Source organism: Paludisphaera mucosa (genome assembly GCF_029589435.1).
Lineage (GTDB): Bacteria > Planctomycetota > Planctomycetia > Isosphaerales > Isosphaeraceae > Paludisphaera > Paludisphaera mucosa.
Genome location: NZ_JARRAG010000002.1, coordinates 5,002,076 through 5,016,353 on the forward strand (window position 1 = coordinate 5,002,076; position 14,278 = coordinate 5,016,353).

Below are 14,278 nucleotides of genomic sequence, written 5' to 3' on the forward strand. Positions count from 1 at the left end.
GGCTCGATGCCCGGACGAATCAGGTCGGCGGTTGACGCACGGGCCGCCGAGCCGCTACAACAGATAAGCTGACGCTTGAACATTCTCTCTTGGATTCGTCTCCCATGATGCGCGTGCGATGGCTGCAGGGCGTGGTCGGTCTGGCGGGCTGGGCGTGGCTGGCGGCCGCGGCGGTCGGCGGGGAGTCGCCCGCGGCGGGGGCGGGGCGGAAGCTCGTCGTGCCCGAGGGGTTCGCGATCGAGCGGGTCGCGGGGGCGCCGCTGGTGGACCGGCCGATCACGGCGGCGTTCGACGAGCGGGGGCGGCTGTACGTGGCCGACTCGTCGGGGTCGAACGAGAAGGTCGAGATCCAGCTCGAGAAGAAGCCGCACCGCATCGTCCGGCTCGAGGACGAGGACGGCGACGGCGTGTTCGACGCCCGGACCGTCTTCGCCGACGGCATGATGTTCCCCGAGGGGACGATGTGGCTGGACGGCTCGCTCTACGTCGCCGCCCCGCCCAGCATCTGGAAGCTCACCGACACGGACGACGACGGCGTGGCCGACGAGCGCGTCGAGTGGTTCCAGGGCAAGACCCTTACCGGCTGCGCCAACGACCTGCACGGGCCCTACCCGGGCCTCGACGGCCGCGTCTACTGGACCAAGGGGGCGTTCGCCCAGCAGACCTACGGGCGGCCGGGCAAGGAGCCGTTCGTCACCAACGCGGCGCACGTCTTCCGGGCCCGGCCCGACGGCTCGGAGATCGAGCCCGTGCTGACCGGCGGCATGGACAACCCGGTCGACGTCGCGTTCAGCCCCGGCGGCGAGCGGTTCCTGACCTCGACCTTCCTGCAGCAGCCCGGCGGCGGCTTCCGCGACGGCCTGATCCACGCGGTCTACGGCGGCGTCTGGGGCAAGGTGAACCGCGTGCTCGACGCGCCCGCCCACAAGTGGAGCGGCCCCGGCGTCATGCCGGCGCTGCTGCACATGGGACCCGCCGCCCCCTCCGGGCTGACCTGCGTCGAGTCGACGGCGCTGGGCGAGGGGTTCCAGGACAACCTGTTCGCCTGCTACTTCAACCTACACAAGGTCGGCCGGCACGTCCTGACGCCGTCGGGGGCGACTTACGCGACCAAGGATGAAGACTTCATCACGAGTCCCGACCTGGACTTCCACCCGACCGACGTGATCGAGGACGCCGACGGCAGCCTGATCGTGGTCGACACCGGCGGCTGGTACAAGCTCTGCTGCCCGACCTCGCAGCTCTCCAAGCCCGACGAGCTGGGGGGCGTGTACCGGGTCCGCCGCAAGGGCTCCCCCAAAATCGCCGATCCCCGCGGGCTGCGGGTCGAGTGGAAGAAGCTGGGCCCGGTGGACCTCGCCGCGCTGCTCTGCGACTCGCGGCCGACCGTCCGCCGCCGCGCCGCGGCGGCGCTCGGGGCGCTCGGAGGCGGGGCCCTGCCGGCCCTGTCCGACGTCGCCCAGCGGTGCCGCGTCGTCGAGGGCCGGCGCAACGCGGTCTGGGCTTCGGCCCGGATCGAGGGCCCTGAAGCCCGAGCCGTGGCCCGCGTCGGCCTGACCGACGGCGACGAGTCGGTGCGCCAGGCCGCCGCCAACGTCGTCAGCCTGACCCGCGACGCCGATGCGCTGCCGCTCCTGGTGGCGATGCTGGAGGGCCCCTCGCTGCTCAACCGCCGCGTCGCGGCCGAGGCCCTGGGACGGATCGGCGACAAGGCGGCGATCGACGCCCTCCTCCAGGCGCTCGACGACTCGGCGGCCGACGACCGCTTCCTGCACCACGCGCTGACCTACGCCCTGATCCAGATCGGCGACCCGCCGGCCACGGCCGTGGGGCTCCGCTCGGCCAGCCCGAGGGTGAGGCGCGCGGCCCTGATGGCTCTCGACCAGATGGACGGCGGCGGCCTCGACGCCCGCAAGACCGCCGCGCTCCTGGCCGACCCCGACCCCGGCGTCAAGGAGGCCGCCGCGTGGATCATCGGCCGCCGCCCCGAGTGGGGCCAGGACCTCGCCGGGTTCTTCGGCGACCGCCTGAGCCGCGAGGACCTCGCCCCCGCCGACCGCGCGACGATGGAGGGCCAACTCGCCCGCAACGCCGCCGCGCCGGCCGTCCGCGACCTGCTCGCCGCGACCGTCTCGACCCCCGACGCCGGCGTCCCGGCCCGGCTGAGCGCCCTCAAGGCGATGGCCCAGGTCCGCGCGAAGGAGATCCCCGAGGCCTGGATCGCCGGCCTGGCCGCGACCCTCGCCGGCCCCGACGCGGTCGTCGCCCGCCAGGCCGTGGCGACGGCCCGCGCCCTGGCCCCGCCTCCCGAGAAGGGGCAGGCCCTGACGGCCCCGCTGCTGGCCCTGGCCGGCCGCCCCGACTTCCCCGCCGACGGCCGCCTCGAGGCCCTCGCCGCGGTCCCCGGCGGCCTGGCGAGCGTCGCCCCCGACACCTTCGCCTTCCTGACCTCGAAGCTCGACCCCGAGGGGACGGTCGCCGCCCGCGGCCTGGCGTCCGACGTCCTGGCCCGCGCCAGGCTCGCGCCCGAGCAGCTCGCCGCGCTGGTCGAGGCGCTCGGCGGCGCCGGACCGCTCGAGGTCGACCGCCTGCTGACGGCCTTCGACGCCCAGGCGGACGACGCGCTCGGCGTCAAGCTGGTCGAGGCCCTGGCCGGCTCGTCGGCCCTGTCGAGCCTGCGGGTCGACGCGCTCAAGACCCACCTGGCGAAGTTCGGCCCGGCGACGCACAAGGCGGCCGAGTCCCTGTACAACCGGCTCAACGCCGACGCCGGCAAGCAGCAGGCGCGGCTCGACGACCTGCTGGGCAAGATGAGCAGCGGCGACGTCCGCCGCGGCCAGCTCGTCTTCCAGGGCGAGAAGTCCGCCTGCACGACCTGCCACGCCATCGGCTACCGCGGCGGCGACGTCGGCCCCGACCTGACCCGAATCGGCGGCGTCCGCACCGAGCGCGACCTGCTGGAGGCCGTCCTCTACCCCAGCGCCAGCTTCGTCCGCAGCTACGAGCCCGTGGTCATCGCCACCGCCGACGGCAAGGTGGTCAACGGGCTCTTGAAGTCTGAGACGCCGGACGAGTACGTGCTGGTCACCGGCGCCAACCAGACCGCCCGCATCCCCCGCGGCGACGTCGAGGAGATCCGCCCCGGCACGGTCTCGGTCATGCCCGCCGGCCTCGATCAGCAACTCTCCCCCCAGGACCTCGCCGACCTCGTCGCGTTCCTGAGGGCGTGCAAATAGGTTCGACGTCGGGGCCGGTCATCCGGAAGGTCGGCGCCGCGCCCGGCGGCGCCAGACCTCGATCGGGCCGAAGCGGGCGTCGGCCTTGTATTCGTCCCGGATGACCTGCGTCAGCCGCCTCAGCGGCAGGCGCGTCTGGTCGTCGGCCTCGGAGGGGACCCAGACGACGACCGAGTCCTCTCCCGCCTGTCGAAGCTCGCGGGCGAACTGCTCGTCCAGGTCCTCGCGGATCATCCACATCCAGGTGATCCCGGCCTCCACCCGGAACGGGGAACGGCGGCCCGCGGGGCCGTTGACGGGCGGCAGCGGCATCTGCTTCAGGACGTTGGCCACGATCGTGTCGGGGCCGGTCTTCTCGCGCAGGTGCTGCAAGAGGCGCTGATAGTCGTCCCAGGGATAGTTCGGGGCGCGGGTGGGCGAGAACCAGACCCAGGCGCCCGGCGGCACGTCCGGCCAGCCCGAGCGGACCGCGGCGCGGATCGCGTCGAGCGAGGCCGGGAAGCTGCAGTTGTAGGGCTCACGCGTGGGGACCGACTCGTACAGCAGCAGCAGGACCGCGAGCAGCCCGAGGAACGTTCGACGCCCGACCCCCGAGCTTTCGACAGCGCGGATGCACCAGGCCACGGGCAGGGCCCAGGCGATGGCCTCGACCAGCGTCAGCGGGGTCTTCAGGTATTCATGCGCGACCGGGGAGAGGGGACGGTAGGCCAGCACGCCCACCACCGCCGTCAGCCATACGCGGGCCAGGTTCTTCAACGGCCCGCGGACGCTCAGCGCCGTCAGGGAGGCCAGCAGGGCCGCCGTCGTGGGCCGGCCGAGTTCCTCGCCCAATAGCTCGATCGCGCGGGCCGGCGTGAACGTGCTGTAAGGCCCGCCGTAAGAGACCACGCGCAGACCCCGGACGAGGTCGTCCAAGACGCCGGCGATCGCCAGCGGGGCGAAGCCCGCCGCCACGAACAGGGCGAAGGCGAAGGCCCATTCCGCCAGCCTCGCCGCGCCCGCCCGCAGGCTCGACGGCTCATCCTCCCCGTCCCCCAGCAAGGTTGCGAGGCCCAGCGCGGGGAGGAAGAGGACGACTTGCGGGCGGATGGTGAACGCCGTCGCCGTCAGCAGGGCGGAAATCCAGCGTCCCCTCCGTCCCGGCCACGCCTGGAGCGTCAAAAGAGCCAGCGTCCCCCCGAGCCCCGCGTGCCAGTCCCGCTCGGCCACGAGCTCGATCTGCATGTCGAAGTAGGCGGCGAGGAAGACGAAGTATGAGAACATCCCCGGGAGCAGGGCGCCCAGCCGCTTTCGGCTCCAGCCCAGGAGGGTGCCGCCGAGCGTCAAGAGGGCCGCCGCGTCCACCATGTAGAAGACGCCGGGGCGACCCCGGCCGAACACCTTGCCGAGGATCCAGTGCAGGTAGATGTGGCCGGGGAAATTGAACGCCCGGACGTCGCGATAGGGCAGCTCCCCCGCTTCCCAGGACATCTCGAAGACCGCGTAATTGTCGACGTCCCGGCACCAGGGCCAGAAGGGGTAGTGGGGGAGCCACGCGGCCATCCGGACGCACGTCCAGGCCGCGAGCCCGAGGAAGAGCCCGCGCCGGATCGCCCACGAGGAGGCGGCGTCGAGGCGATCGAGGGCCCCGCCCCAGCGCGCGTCGGTCCCGCGACGCCGCACCCACTCCTCGATCAGGAGTCGCCCGAAAAGGACGGCCCCGAAGGCCCACTCGACCGGGTGGTTCAAGACCACGCGCGGCAGCATGAGGGGGAGCACGTCGCGGGCCAGCGACGCCGCGATCAGGGCCCCGGCGGCCCCTGCCGCCAGCAGGACCAATCGCAGGATTTTCACGGACGTCTCCCCCCGAGCTTGCATTCGCCCGCCGGCGTCGGGCCCCATTTTATCGCGAGGGCCCCGGGGACGTCGACGCGGCCGTTCGCCCGATGGGCCCTTTGACCGGAAGCGGCCGCACGCTAGGCTGAGATCGAGGTGCCGCCGCGGTCGCGGCCGGGGTCTGAAAGTCGTCCTCGGGGAGGGTCGGGCCATGAATCGCGAGCGAGGCGGTCGGATGGGGCGGCGGGATTTCCTGGCCTCGGCGGCGGGGGCCTCGGCGTATTCGCTGTTCGTGTTCGCGGACGGGGATGCCGAGGCTCGTGCGGCGACGGATCGGACGCCCGACGCGATCCGGGGGGCCTTCGAGACGATCGCGCCGGTCGATCCCCAGGCGGTCAAGCGGCGGTTCGAGGGCGAGCCGAACATGACGCTCGTGGACCTGACGTGCGACCTTCTCGTCGCCGGCGGCGGGCCGGCCGGCGTCTGCGCGGCGCTCTCGGCGGCGAGGAACGGGGCGAAGGTCGTGCTGGTTCAGGACCGCTCGCGGCTCGGCGGCAACTCGTCGAGCGAGGTCAAAATGCACATCGTCGGCGCCAACATGCACCAGGGCCGACCCGGCTGGCGCGAGGGCGGGATCATCGAGGAGCTGCGCCTCGACGACGCCGCGAACAACCCGCAGCGCTCGTGGGAACTGTGGGACCTGCTCCTCTACGACAAGGTCGTCTCCGAGCCCAACATCACCCTCATCCTCGACGCCTCCGTCTGCGCGGCCGACGTGGTCGACGGCCGGATCGAGCGGGTTCTGGCCCGCTGCGACAAGACCGAGCATCTCTACCGCATCGCCTGCCGGTACGCCGCCGACTGCACCGGCGACTCCCGCCTGGCGCTCGAGGCCGGCGCGACGATCCGTTGGGGCCACGAGGGCCGCGACGAGTTCAAGGAGTCGCTCGCCCCCCACGAGCCGAGCCGCGAGACGCTCGGCTCCAGCGTCCTGTTCACCGCCCGCGACCACGGCAAGCCGATGCCCTACAAGGCGCCCGCCTGGGCCCGGAAGATCGGGGCCGGCCAGCTCAAGCATCGCGGCGTCGGCAAGACGAGCTGGGAATACGGCTACTGGTGGATCGAGTGGGGGGGCGGCCGCGACACCATCCGCGACAACGAGCGGATCCGCTTCGAGCTGCTGTCGATCGTCACTGGCGTCTGGGACCACATCAAGAACTCGGGCGAATACCCCGCGGCGGCGAGTTGGGCGATGGACTGGGTCGGCATGATGCCCGGCAAGCGCGAGAGCCGCCGCATCGAGGGCGACCACGTGCTCTGCCAGAACGACGTGATGGGCTTCAGCCCCGAGTTCGACGACGCCGTCGCCATCGGCGGCTGGGGCCTCGACGAGCACCCGGCGTCCGGCTTCGACGACCCCGAGGTCCCGCCGTTCCTGAGCATCAAGCTGGCGGAGGTCTACAACATCCCGCTGCGTTCGCTCTACAGCAAGGACGTCGCGAACCTGTTCATGGCCGGCCGCAACGCCAGTTGCAGCCATGTCGCCTTCACGTCCACGCGCGTCATGGCCACCTGCGCCGTGATGGGCCAGGCCGCCGGGACCGCCGCCGCGGTGTGCTCCCATTACAACCTCGCCCCGCGCGAGCTGTACCGCGACAAGCCCCGGCTGAGGGAGCTGCAGCAGACGCTGCTTCGCGACGACCAGACGATCAAGAACCTCAAGAACGCCGACCCCGCCGACGTGGCCCCGCTCGCCCGGGCGACGGCGTCGGCGGCGACCGAGCCCTCGAAGCCCGAGCACGTGCTGGACGGGTTCGTCCGCGACATGTCAGGCGAGCTCGAACACCGCTGGTCGGCCCCCGTCACCCCCGACGGCGCGTGGCTCGAACTGGCCTGGCCCGAGCCCCGGACGATCCGCCGCGTCCAGCTCACCTTCGACTCGGGTTTCCACCGCGAGCTGACCCTGACCGCCTCCGACGCCCACAACGCCCAGATGATCCGCGCCCCCCAGCCCGAGACGATCCGCGACTATCGGATCGTCGTCGAGAGCCCCGGGGGCGAGCGCGTCGAGGTCGCCCGCGTCGAGGGGAACCACCAGCGCCTCCGCCGCCACGACTTCGCCCCCGTCGCGGCCGCCCGGCTCCGCATCGAAATCGCCGCCACCAACGGCTCCGACACCGCCCGCATCTACGAGGTCCGCGCCTACGGTTGAGCCGGCCCGTTCAGGGCTCGACCAGCAAGGTCAGCCCGCGGATCCGGAACCGGCAACGACGGTTGTCGGGCTGGAGCCGGATCCGGCCCACCGGCTCGTCGATCCAGACGGTCACGGTGCGGTCCTCCCCGGTCGGCAGGTTCCAGTCGCCGAACTGCGTCTCGGGGGCGTCGTAGCGGTCGTTGGGCCGCCAGGCGAGCCGGAACCGGGCGGGCGCGCCGTCGTCGTTGCGGTGGTCGTAATGCACCCGCACGCCGGCCACACGGAGGGGTGTCGGGAGGTCGAAACGGATCCAGGGGTCGGCGCCCGTCGCGATGAAAACGCCATCCTCCCAGCGCCCCATGCGGACGTCGGTCGGGACCAGCTCGACTGGGCGTTCCCGGAACGTGGGATCGGGTCGTACGCGCCGGAACGGGCCGATCTCCGCGTCTCGGAGCATCGTGAAATACTCGTGCAGCGCCTGTTGCGAGGGGTGGAGGAAGGGGACGTGGCGGCGCACGAGGCGGAAGAGGGGGGCGCCGGAGTCGCGCTCGCGGTCGAAGTCCGCGGCCTCCGCCCGGGCGACGCGGCCGGCTTCGAGGGCCTCCTTCGCGTTGGGCCAGAACAGGACGCAGGACGTCGCGAAGAGGGCCGCGGGCGCGAGCTGGCGGAGCAGGCGGCCGCCGTGGAATCGGAAGGCCAGGAAGGCGGTCGTCAGCACCGGCGCGGCGAGCGTGACGTAACGAAGCTGCAGGCCGGACTCGGCGCCCTCGCCGGAGCGTCCCCAGCCCGTGGCGAGGGCGAGCAGCCCCGCCGAGCCGAGCATGGCGAGCAGGCCCCCGATCCCCGACCGCTCGGCCGGACGCCGGATCCAGGCCGCCAGCAGCGTCGCCGCCGCCGCGAGCGCCAGGGCCGACGAGGCGCCTCCCGCCCACAGCCAGTGGTCGACCCCGGCCGGCCCCAGGGCCGTCGCCAGGAACTGGAGCGTCGCCCGCAGGACCGCCCCCGGGCCGCCCGGGGGGGCGTGGTGGCTCGGGGCGGAATAGCCACGGAGGTAGAAGACCCCCAGCAGCGTCGCGGGCGCCGCGCAGGCCGCGATCGCGGCCGCGCGGCGGCGGCAGTGCGGCCGTCCCGACTTCCACTCGTCCCACGAGCGCGCCGCGAGCCAGAGCAGCGGCGCGGGGAGGAGCATCAGTCCGCCCGCGTTGCAAAGCGGCATGACCGCCAGGCACGCGCCGAAGGCCGCCGCACGGCCGAGGCCTGGCCCCCCTCGCAGGCCCGCGACGAGGGCCGTCGCCGCGCAGTGCAGCGAGATCGGCAGCACGAACGTGATCTGGATCGCCCAGAGCAGGTTGTGGTGATGGCCCAGGTGGAGCAGGGCGAGGGGCAGGAACGCGTCGGCGTACCTCCGACCTCCGGGCGCCCGGCCGGCGGCGGCGAGCAGGGCGGCGGCCCCCGCCGCGAGCAGCAGCACGATCAGGACCATCACCGGCCGGGGGTCGGCGCCGGCACACCGGAAGACGCCCAGCAGCACGAGCCGCGCGATCGGGATCCGATGTTCGCTGTGCTGCGACCAGAGCCATTCGAGCGTGATCGCGCTCGCGCCGCAGAGTTGCGGGGCGACCGCGTAATCGTCCCAGCGCGGCACGTCCGCTCCGAACCGGGCCACGTATCCCAGGGCGACCAGCGAGGCGGCGGCCCAGACGGACCAGACGAAGATCGCCGCGGCGCTCCCGAATCGGAGGCGAGTGGGCGAGGGTCGTCCCTCGGCCTCGGTGCCCTCTCCCGGCGTCATACGCATCGTCCCTCGGGGACGTCGGCGGTCGGCGTGAACGCATGCCGCGCGGTCGGCATCAACGGGCCTCCTGGCCCGGGTAGCGGATGCACCACGTCCGACGCCGGGCCGAATCGACCAGGTCCGCCAGCCGTATGGGAACGTGCGGCACCCGCGACCACCACGGCGGGTCGAGGAGCCATAGTAGGTTGCAACCCTCGGGGCCGCTATGGTGCTCCCACCGGAACCCCGTCATGTCCACCTCGAATTGCTTGCTGAAATCCTCGACGAACTCCCAGACGTCATCCCCGTAGATGCGGGCGGCGACGACCAGGTCCGCCTGCTCGGGCGTGCCCCGCGGGAGCCACGGAAGCTGTTCGGCCACGAGTCGTCGCACCCGGCGTTCCAGGTCGTCCGGTTCCAAGGGGCACGGCTCCGAGAGGATACCGGGGCGGACGCCGTCGATGCACCAATCCAGATTAACCAACCGTCGATTCGAATGAGATCGACTACTGGCCGGAGGTGGACGTTCGGGGCGCCTCGGCGGCCTCGCGGATCGCGCCGCCGCGGGAACGCCACCAGTCGAGGAGGGCTGCGAACCGCAGGTGATTCCGCAGGCGGCCGGTCTGTCGATCCGCCGAGACGTTCTCCATGTTGCGACGGATGCCCTCGTATTCGACCGGATCCAGGTACCAGTTCAGGGTCTCGACGTTCGGGGCGTTCGAGACGACCGGGCTGGTGTCGCACGTGAAGACGACGGTGCGGAAGAATCCGGCGTCGGGGCTCAGCGCCTTGAAGGTCTCGTGCAGGCCGTTGAGCTGGGCGTCGTTGCGGAAGTACATCGACGAGTCTCGCGCCTGGGCGATCCCCTCGAACGGGATCGCCAGCGCCTGCAGCCCGCCGACGGCGAGGCCGACGGCCTTCGGCACGGCCTCGAGCAGCGACTCGATGCGGCTCCACACCGACCTCGATTCCACGGCGCCCGACGCCAGGACGTTCCGGTCGAGCTTCTTGAGCCGGGCCTCGTTCGGGAACGCGCGGACCTGGACGAACAGGACGCCCGAGGTGTTCTCGGCGAGCCAGCGGGCGTGGCTGGCGATCCAGGCGCTGGCGAGGTTGACGCCGTAGTTGTCGTAATAGCCCGCGTCGACGACGTGTCGCGGCGGGTACGTCGGCAGCACCACGGTCGACGTCACGTACGGGAACGTGGCGCTCATCCTCACGGCGCTCGCCAGCCGGACCCGGGGCCGGCTCGACTCGAAGAGGCGGAAGAACTCGACGGCCGAGATCGACGACTGGGCCGGGTATTCGAGGTCGTAGTCGTCGGGCTCCTTGCCCTGCTGCTCGAGGAAGTCCTGCGCCAGCCGGGCGTGGTCGGCCATGATGACCGAGCGGCCGGCGTTGGACGCGAGGTCGGCGAGCGGCTGGTTGCTGATCAGGAGCCGCCGGCCGTCCTCGGACATCATCGGCGAGAAGACGATCGAGGGGATCCGGCCGGCCTCCTCGCCCTTCAGAAGGTCGGCGAACGTCAGGTTGATCCCCGCGTCGACCCCGGCCCAGGCGTCTTCGAGGGCGTCGCCGCGGTTCCGCATCGCGCGGGGGATCAGCGCGTTGGGGACGAAGTCGCGGAAGGCGATCTGCCAGGCGATCGGCGTGAGGTAGTCGGGCGGGACCTTGCGGGCGCCTTTCGTCCCGGGCGGCCCGCCCGGCATGCCCCGGCCGTGGACCTGGTCGGCGACGAATCGCGCCGCGCCGAGCATCCCGCCCGAGGCGCCGGCGATCAGCCGGACGTGGTGCGGGAAGTCCTCGAAGACGCCGTCGAGGTACCCCAGCACCGTCTCGGTCCAGACGCCCGCGCGGAGCGCGCCGCCGCTCGCGGCGACCACCACGAGGATCGGCCGGCGGCCCGTACCCTCGAACGACCCCCTCCAGTTCTTGAGCAGGTCCAGCCGCCGCGTCGTCGCCTCCGTCGCGGCGGCGGGCGTCATCCTGGCCCTCTGGAATTCCTGCAGGTCCACGACCCCGCGATACCAGTCGGGCTTGGAAACGACCGACGCCAGGTGCCGGCTGTACTGGTCGGTCGCCGACGGATAAAGGTTTTCGAGGTCCCGGAGCTGCACCTCGTAATCGAGCGCCCCGCCCGCCGACAAGAGGGCGGCGAGCACGGCCCCGAAGGCGATCCGCGTGGCCCAGGAGCGCGTCCCCATCCAGGTCGCGGCGGTCGCCAGCACGCCCAGCGCCACGCACATCGAGAACGCGGCCGGGAAGAGGCGATACGTCCACCTCAGGCCCGGCGCGGCGGCCCACCACTCGTCCACGTATGAGGCGAGGAAGACGAGCGTGAGGATGATGATGATGTTCTTCATATTGGCGTGCGGATCGAGCCTGTCGCGGTCGAGCCCCCGCCGCGAGGCCCGCCGCCGGATGGCGTGCCACAACGCGTGCAACCGGGTCGGCGCGCGGGACCCGGCGAGGAGCGCGACCGCCATGACCCCGGCGGCGAGCCCCCCCAGCCAGGGCCAGTCGACGATGCCGGGGACGACCCCCCCCTGCGGCCCCCGCGCGCGGAGCAGCACCGGCCGCGCCACCGGGATGAGGGCTGGGAGCGCCAGCGCCAGCAGCGCCGGCAGGCCCGCGACGCCCAGGAACCATCGCAACCGCCGGATCGCGTCGAGGCCCGCCCCGCCGGCCGCGGGCTCAGGCGCGGGCGGCGACGGGGCGGGGCCGGGGGCCTCCTGCAAGGCCGGGGCGGTCGCCGTCGGCCTCAAGGCGAGCGGGGCCGGCAGGCCGCTAGCCTCCAGGGCCGGGAAGAAACGCGTCCAGATCTGCCGGCCGGGCTCGTGGCGATGGACCTCGTAGTCGCGGATGAACAGCAGGTAGAGCATCCAGTAGGTGAAGATCGTCACCCCGAACGCCGCCCGCAGGCGGACCGAAGGGTCGAAATGCCAGAAGAGCCCGGGCATGCCGACGCCGGCCAGGCCGCCATAGACGATCCAGTAGACCAGCCCGAATTCGGCCGCGATCAGCAGGCCGGAGAGGCTCGACTGGCAGAGCGACCACAAGGCCGGCACGAATCGCCCGAAGCCGAGCAGGGCGAGCGCGAACACGAGGACGATCACCGTCTGCTGGCCGTTCTCGACCATCGCCGCGGCCGGGTCGTCCTTCCCGGCCAACTTCGGCGCGAGCTCGGGTGCGAACGAATACAGCGCGTGCAGGCACCACGGGGCGAGGACCAACAACCCTGGGATGAGGACGAACGGGAGCCGGTTCCAGGTCCCGAGGCGGCCCCGGACCATCGCCAGCGCGAGGGGCTCGGACATGTTGGTCTCCCGTCTCCCCGCCCGGGCTCGAGGGGGGCGCGAGCCGCCCGCCGAGCCGCGGCGGAAGGCCTGACTCGAAGCCTCGGTCTTGCGAACGATCTTCTTGATTGTGCGTGTCGAGTTGAATTCGGACAAGGATAAAAATGGACAATTCATACAAGAATCGTGCCATTGTTAGTATCAAGAAGGCTGTACGGTCCCCGGCGTCGCCGGCCGGGAGACGAACGCGGACGCTTCGGGTATAAGGGTGAAACCTCTCGACGACTCCTCCCCGCCGCGACGACCGATCCGACCGGAGCCTGCATGATCCCGATCCGACCGCTGCTGGCGGCCCTGATGACGCTCACGGCCGCGGCGCCGCTCGGCGCCTCCGAGAAGACGTTCGCCCGGCGCGGGTATTACATCACGTTCATGCGGATGCCGACCTACGACCTGAAGGATTGGCGGCGGATCGTCGACGCGGTGCGCGACGACGGCGGCGACACGCTGCTGCTCTGGGTCGCGGGCGGGTTCCGGTCGAAGAAATATCCGATCACGTGGGCCTATAACCAGGAGCATGAAAACGTCCGCGCCGATTTCGTCCGCGAGCTGATCGGCCACGCGCACGTGCGGGGCGTGAAGGTGCTGCTGGGCTTCACGCCGTTCGGCTACGACGGGGTGAATCGGTACGCGCTGGAGCATCCCGAGCTGAAGGCGGTCGGGCCCGACGGCGGGCCGACGGCCCCGTTCGGGATCGGCTGCTGGGGGTGGAACCTCTGCCCGTCGAAGGCCGAGTCGCAGCGCTTCATGCTCGACTACGCGCGCGAGATGATCTTCGACTTCTACCCGGACGCCGACGGCCTCTTGATCGAGTCGTCCGACTACGCGGCGTGCCGCTGCCGGGACTGCGGAAGCCGGTATTTCGAGCGCGAGTTCGCCTTCGTGAAGGCGATCTCCGACGAGCTCTGGGCGCGGAAGCCGGGAGCGGAAATCGTCGTCTACCCGCATTACTTCTCCGGGGCCGAGGCGCCCGGCCTGGGGGTGCGCGGGGCGACCCTGCCGTTCGACCCGCGGTGGTCGCTCATGTTCACGCCGCACAGCGCGCACCCCGAGCCGGCGCTGATCGCGAAGGCCCGGGCGAGCCTGTGGTCGGACGACTCGCCCTCGCGGCGCGGGCCTCGCGAGATCCAGGCCAACGCCCGCCGCGCGCGTCGCGAGGGGATGAACGGCTACGTCCCCTCGCTGGAGGCGTTCACGTTCGTCGCCGACGCGGCCGAAGAGGCCCAGGAGTGGCTCAAGGGGGAGCGGCAGGTCCCGCTCGGCTTCGGCTGGCTCGCGCCCGGCGACCCTCCCTACGACGAGATCCTCCAGCGCGTCAACCGGATCGCCTACCGCGAGTTCGCCCGCGACCCCGACATGGATTTCGCGGCGTTCGAGCAGATCGTCGGCCGCGAGCTGCTCGGCTCGACGAAGCCCGCCGACGTCGCCGACCTCCTGACGCTCCAGGCGCTCTTCAACGCCGACCGGACCTGGTGCCAGCCGGCGCCGATCACCTGCCCGGACCGCGTACGCGCCATGGCCGCTCGGGACGAGCTGACCGCCGCGAGACGCGCCGAGCTGCGAGCCGGCCTCGACCGTCTCCGCGCCCTGGAGACGCGTCATCGCGAACCGAAGTCCGGCGGCGAGCGGGAACTCCTCCGCATCGCCCGATGGGTCCTCGACCGCTGGGACGGACCGGAAGGAAAGCTCCTACACGATGGGGGTTGAGAAGATTCCGCGGCCCCGCTTGACGACGCCCATCGACGCCCTGCGCCGCGGTAGACCCGGCGAATCGACGCAGGTGCACAAACTCGGCCGGCGATGTTGACAAAGTCTTTAACATTCGCCAGGATACCTCTATTCATCAATGCCTATGCGAATGCTTGGTGTCTCCTGATCCCGTCGGGTCCCCCTTCCCGGCGGC

Annotated in this window: 7 protein-coding genes; 3 read left to right on the forward strand and 4 right to left on the reverse strand. The window is 71.9% G+C overall.

From position 1 onward, the window contains the following. The first annotated feature begins 104 nt into the window (after positions 1-104). Complete coding sequence (locus PZE19_RS29310) at positions 105-3,236, forward strand: PVC-type heme-binding CxxCH protein (protein ID WP_277864151.1); 3,132 nt, start codon at positions 105-107, stop codon at positions 3,234-3,236. Between the two features lie 18 nt (positions 3,237-3,254). On the opposite strand, the gene PZE19_RS29315 is transcribed toward PZE19_RS29310, so the two are convergent. Then, the gene (locus tag PZE19_RS29315; RefSeq protein ID WP_277864152.1) at positions 3,255-5,069 is read right to left on the reverse strand and encodes a hypothetical protein; all 1,815 of its coding nucleotides are present in this window, start codon (positions 5,067-5,069) and stop codon (positions 3,255-3,257) included. 193 nt (positions 5,070-5,262) lie between these two features. On the opposite strand from PZE19_RS29315, the gene PZE19_RS29320 reads away from it, so the two are divergent. Next, the gene (locus PZE19_RS29320; protein WP_277864153.1) at positions 5,263-7,263 is read left to right on the forward strand and encodes an FAD-dependent oxidoreductase; all 2,001 of its coding nucleotides are present in this window, start codon (positions 5,263-5,265) and stop codon (positions 7,261-7,263) included. Between the two features lie 10 nt (positions 7,264-7,273). Here PZE19_RS29320 and PZE19_RS29325 read toward each other — a convergent pair whose 3' ends face one another. From PZE19_RS29325 to PZE19_RS29335, 3 genes are all read right to left on the reverse strand, one after another. Further along, the gene (locus PZE19_RS29325) at positions 7,274-9,037 is read right to left on the reverse strand and encodes a hypothetical protein (RefSeq protein ID WP_277864154.1); all 1,764 of its coding nucleotides are present in this window, start codon (positions 9,035-9,037) and stop codon (positions 7,274-7,276) included. Positions 9,038-9,095: 58 nt separating this feature from the next. After that, entirely contained in the window at positions 9,096-9,440 is a 345-nt protein-coding gene (locus tag PZE19_RS29330) for a DUF1493 family protein (protein WP_277864155.1), read from the reverse strand. A gap of 85 nt (positions 9,441-9,525) precedes the next feature. Continuing rightward, the gene (locus PZE19_RS29335; RefSeq protein WP_277864156.1) at positions 9,526-12,336 is read right to left on the reverse strand and encodes a patatin-like phospholipase domain-containing protein; all 2,811 of its coding nucleotides are present in this window, start codon (positions 12,334-12,336) and stop codon (positions 9,526-9,528) included. 303 nt (positions 12,337-12,639) lie between these two features. On the opposite strand from PZE19_RS29335, the gene PZE19_RS29340 reads away from it, so the two are divergent. Further along, positions 12,640-14,082, forward strand: a complete 1,443-nt coding sequence (locus PZE19_RS29340) for an alpha-amylase family protein (protein WP_277864157.1) — start codon at positions 12,640-12,642, stop codon at positions 14,080-14,082. The last annotated feature ends 196 nt before the right edge of the window (positions 14,083-14,278 follow it).

Bases quoted from the DNA above. Each gene is read 5' to 3' on its own strand.
- PZE19_RS29310 (WP_277864151.1), top strand. From the start codon at position 105: ATGATGCGCGTGCGATGGCTGCAGGGCGTGGTCGGTCTGGCGGGCTGG.
- PZE19_RS29320 (WP_277864153.1), top strand. From the start codon at position 5,263: ATGAATCGCGAGCGAGGCGGTCGGATGGGGCGGCGGGATTTCCTGGCC.
- PZE19_RS29325 (WP_277864154.1), bottom strand. From the start codon at position 9,037: ATGACGCCGGGAGAGGGCACCGAGGCCGAGGGACGACCCTCGCCCACT.
- PZE19_RS29335 (WP_277864156.1), bottom strand. From the start codon at position 12,336: ATGTCCGAGCCCCTCGCGCTGGCGATGGTCCGGGGCCGCCTCGGGACC.
- PZE19_RS29340 (WP_277864157.1), top strand. From the start codon at position 12,640: ATGATCCCGATCCGACCGCTGCTGGCGGCCCTGATGACGCTCACGGCC.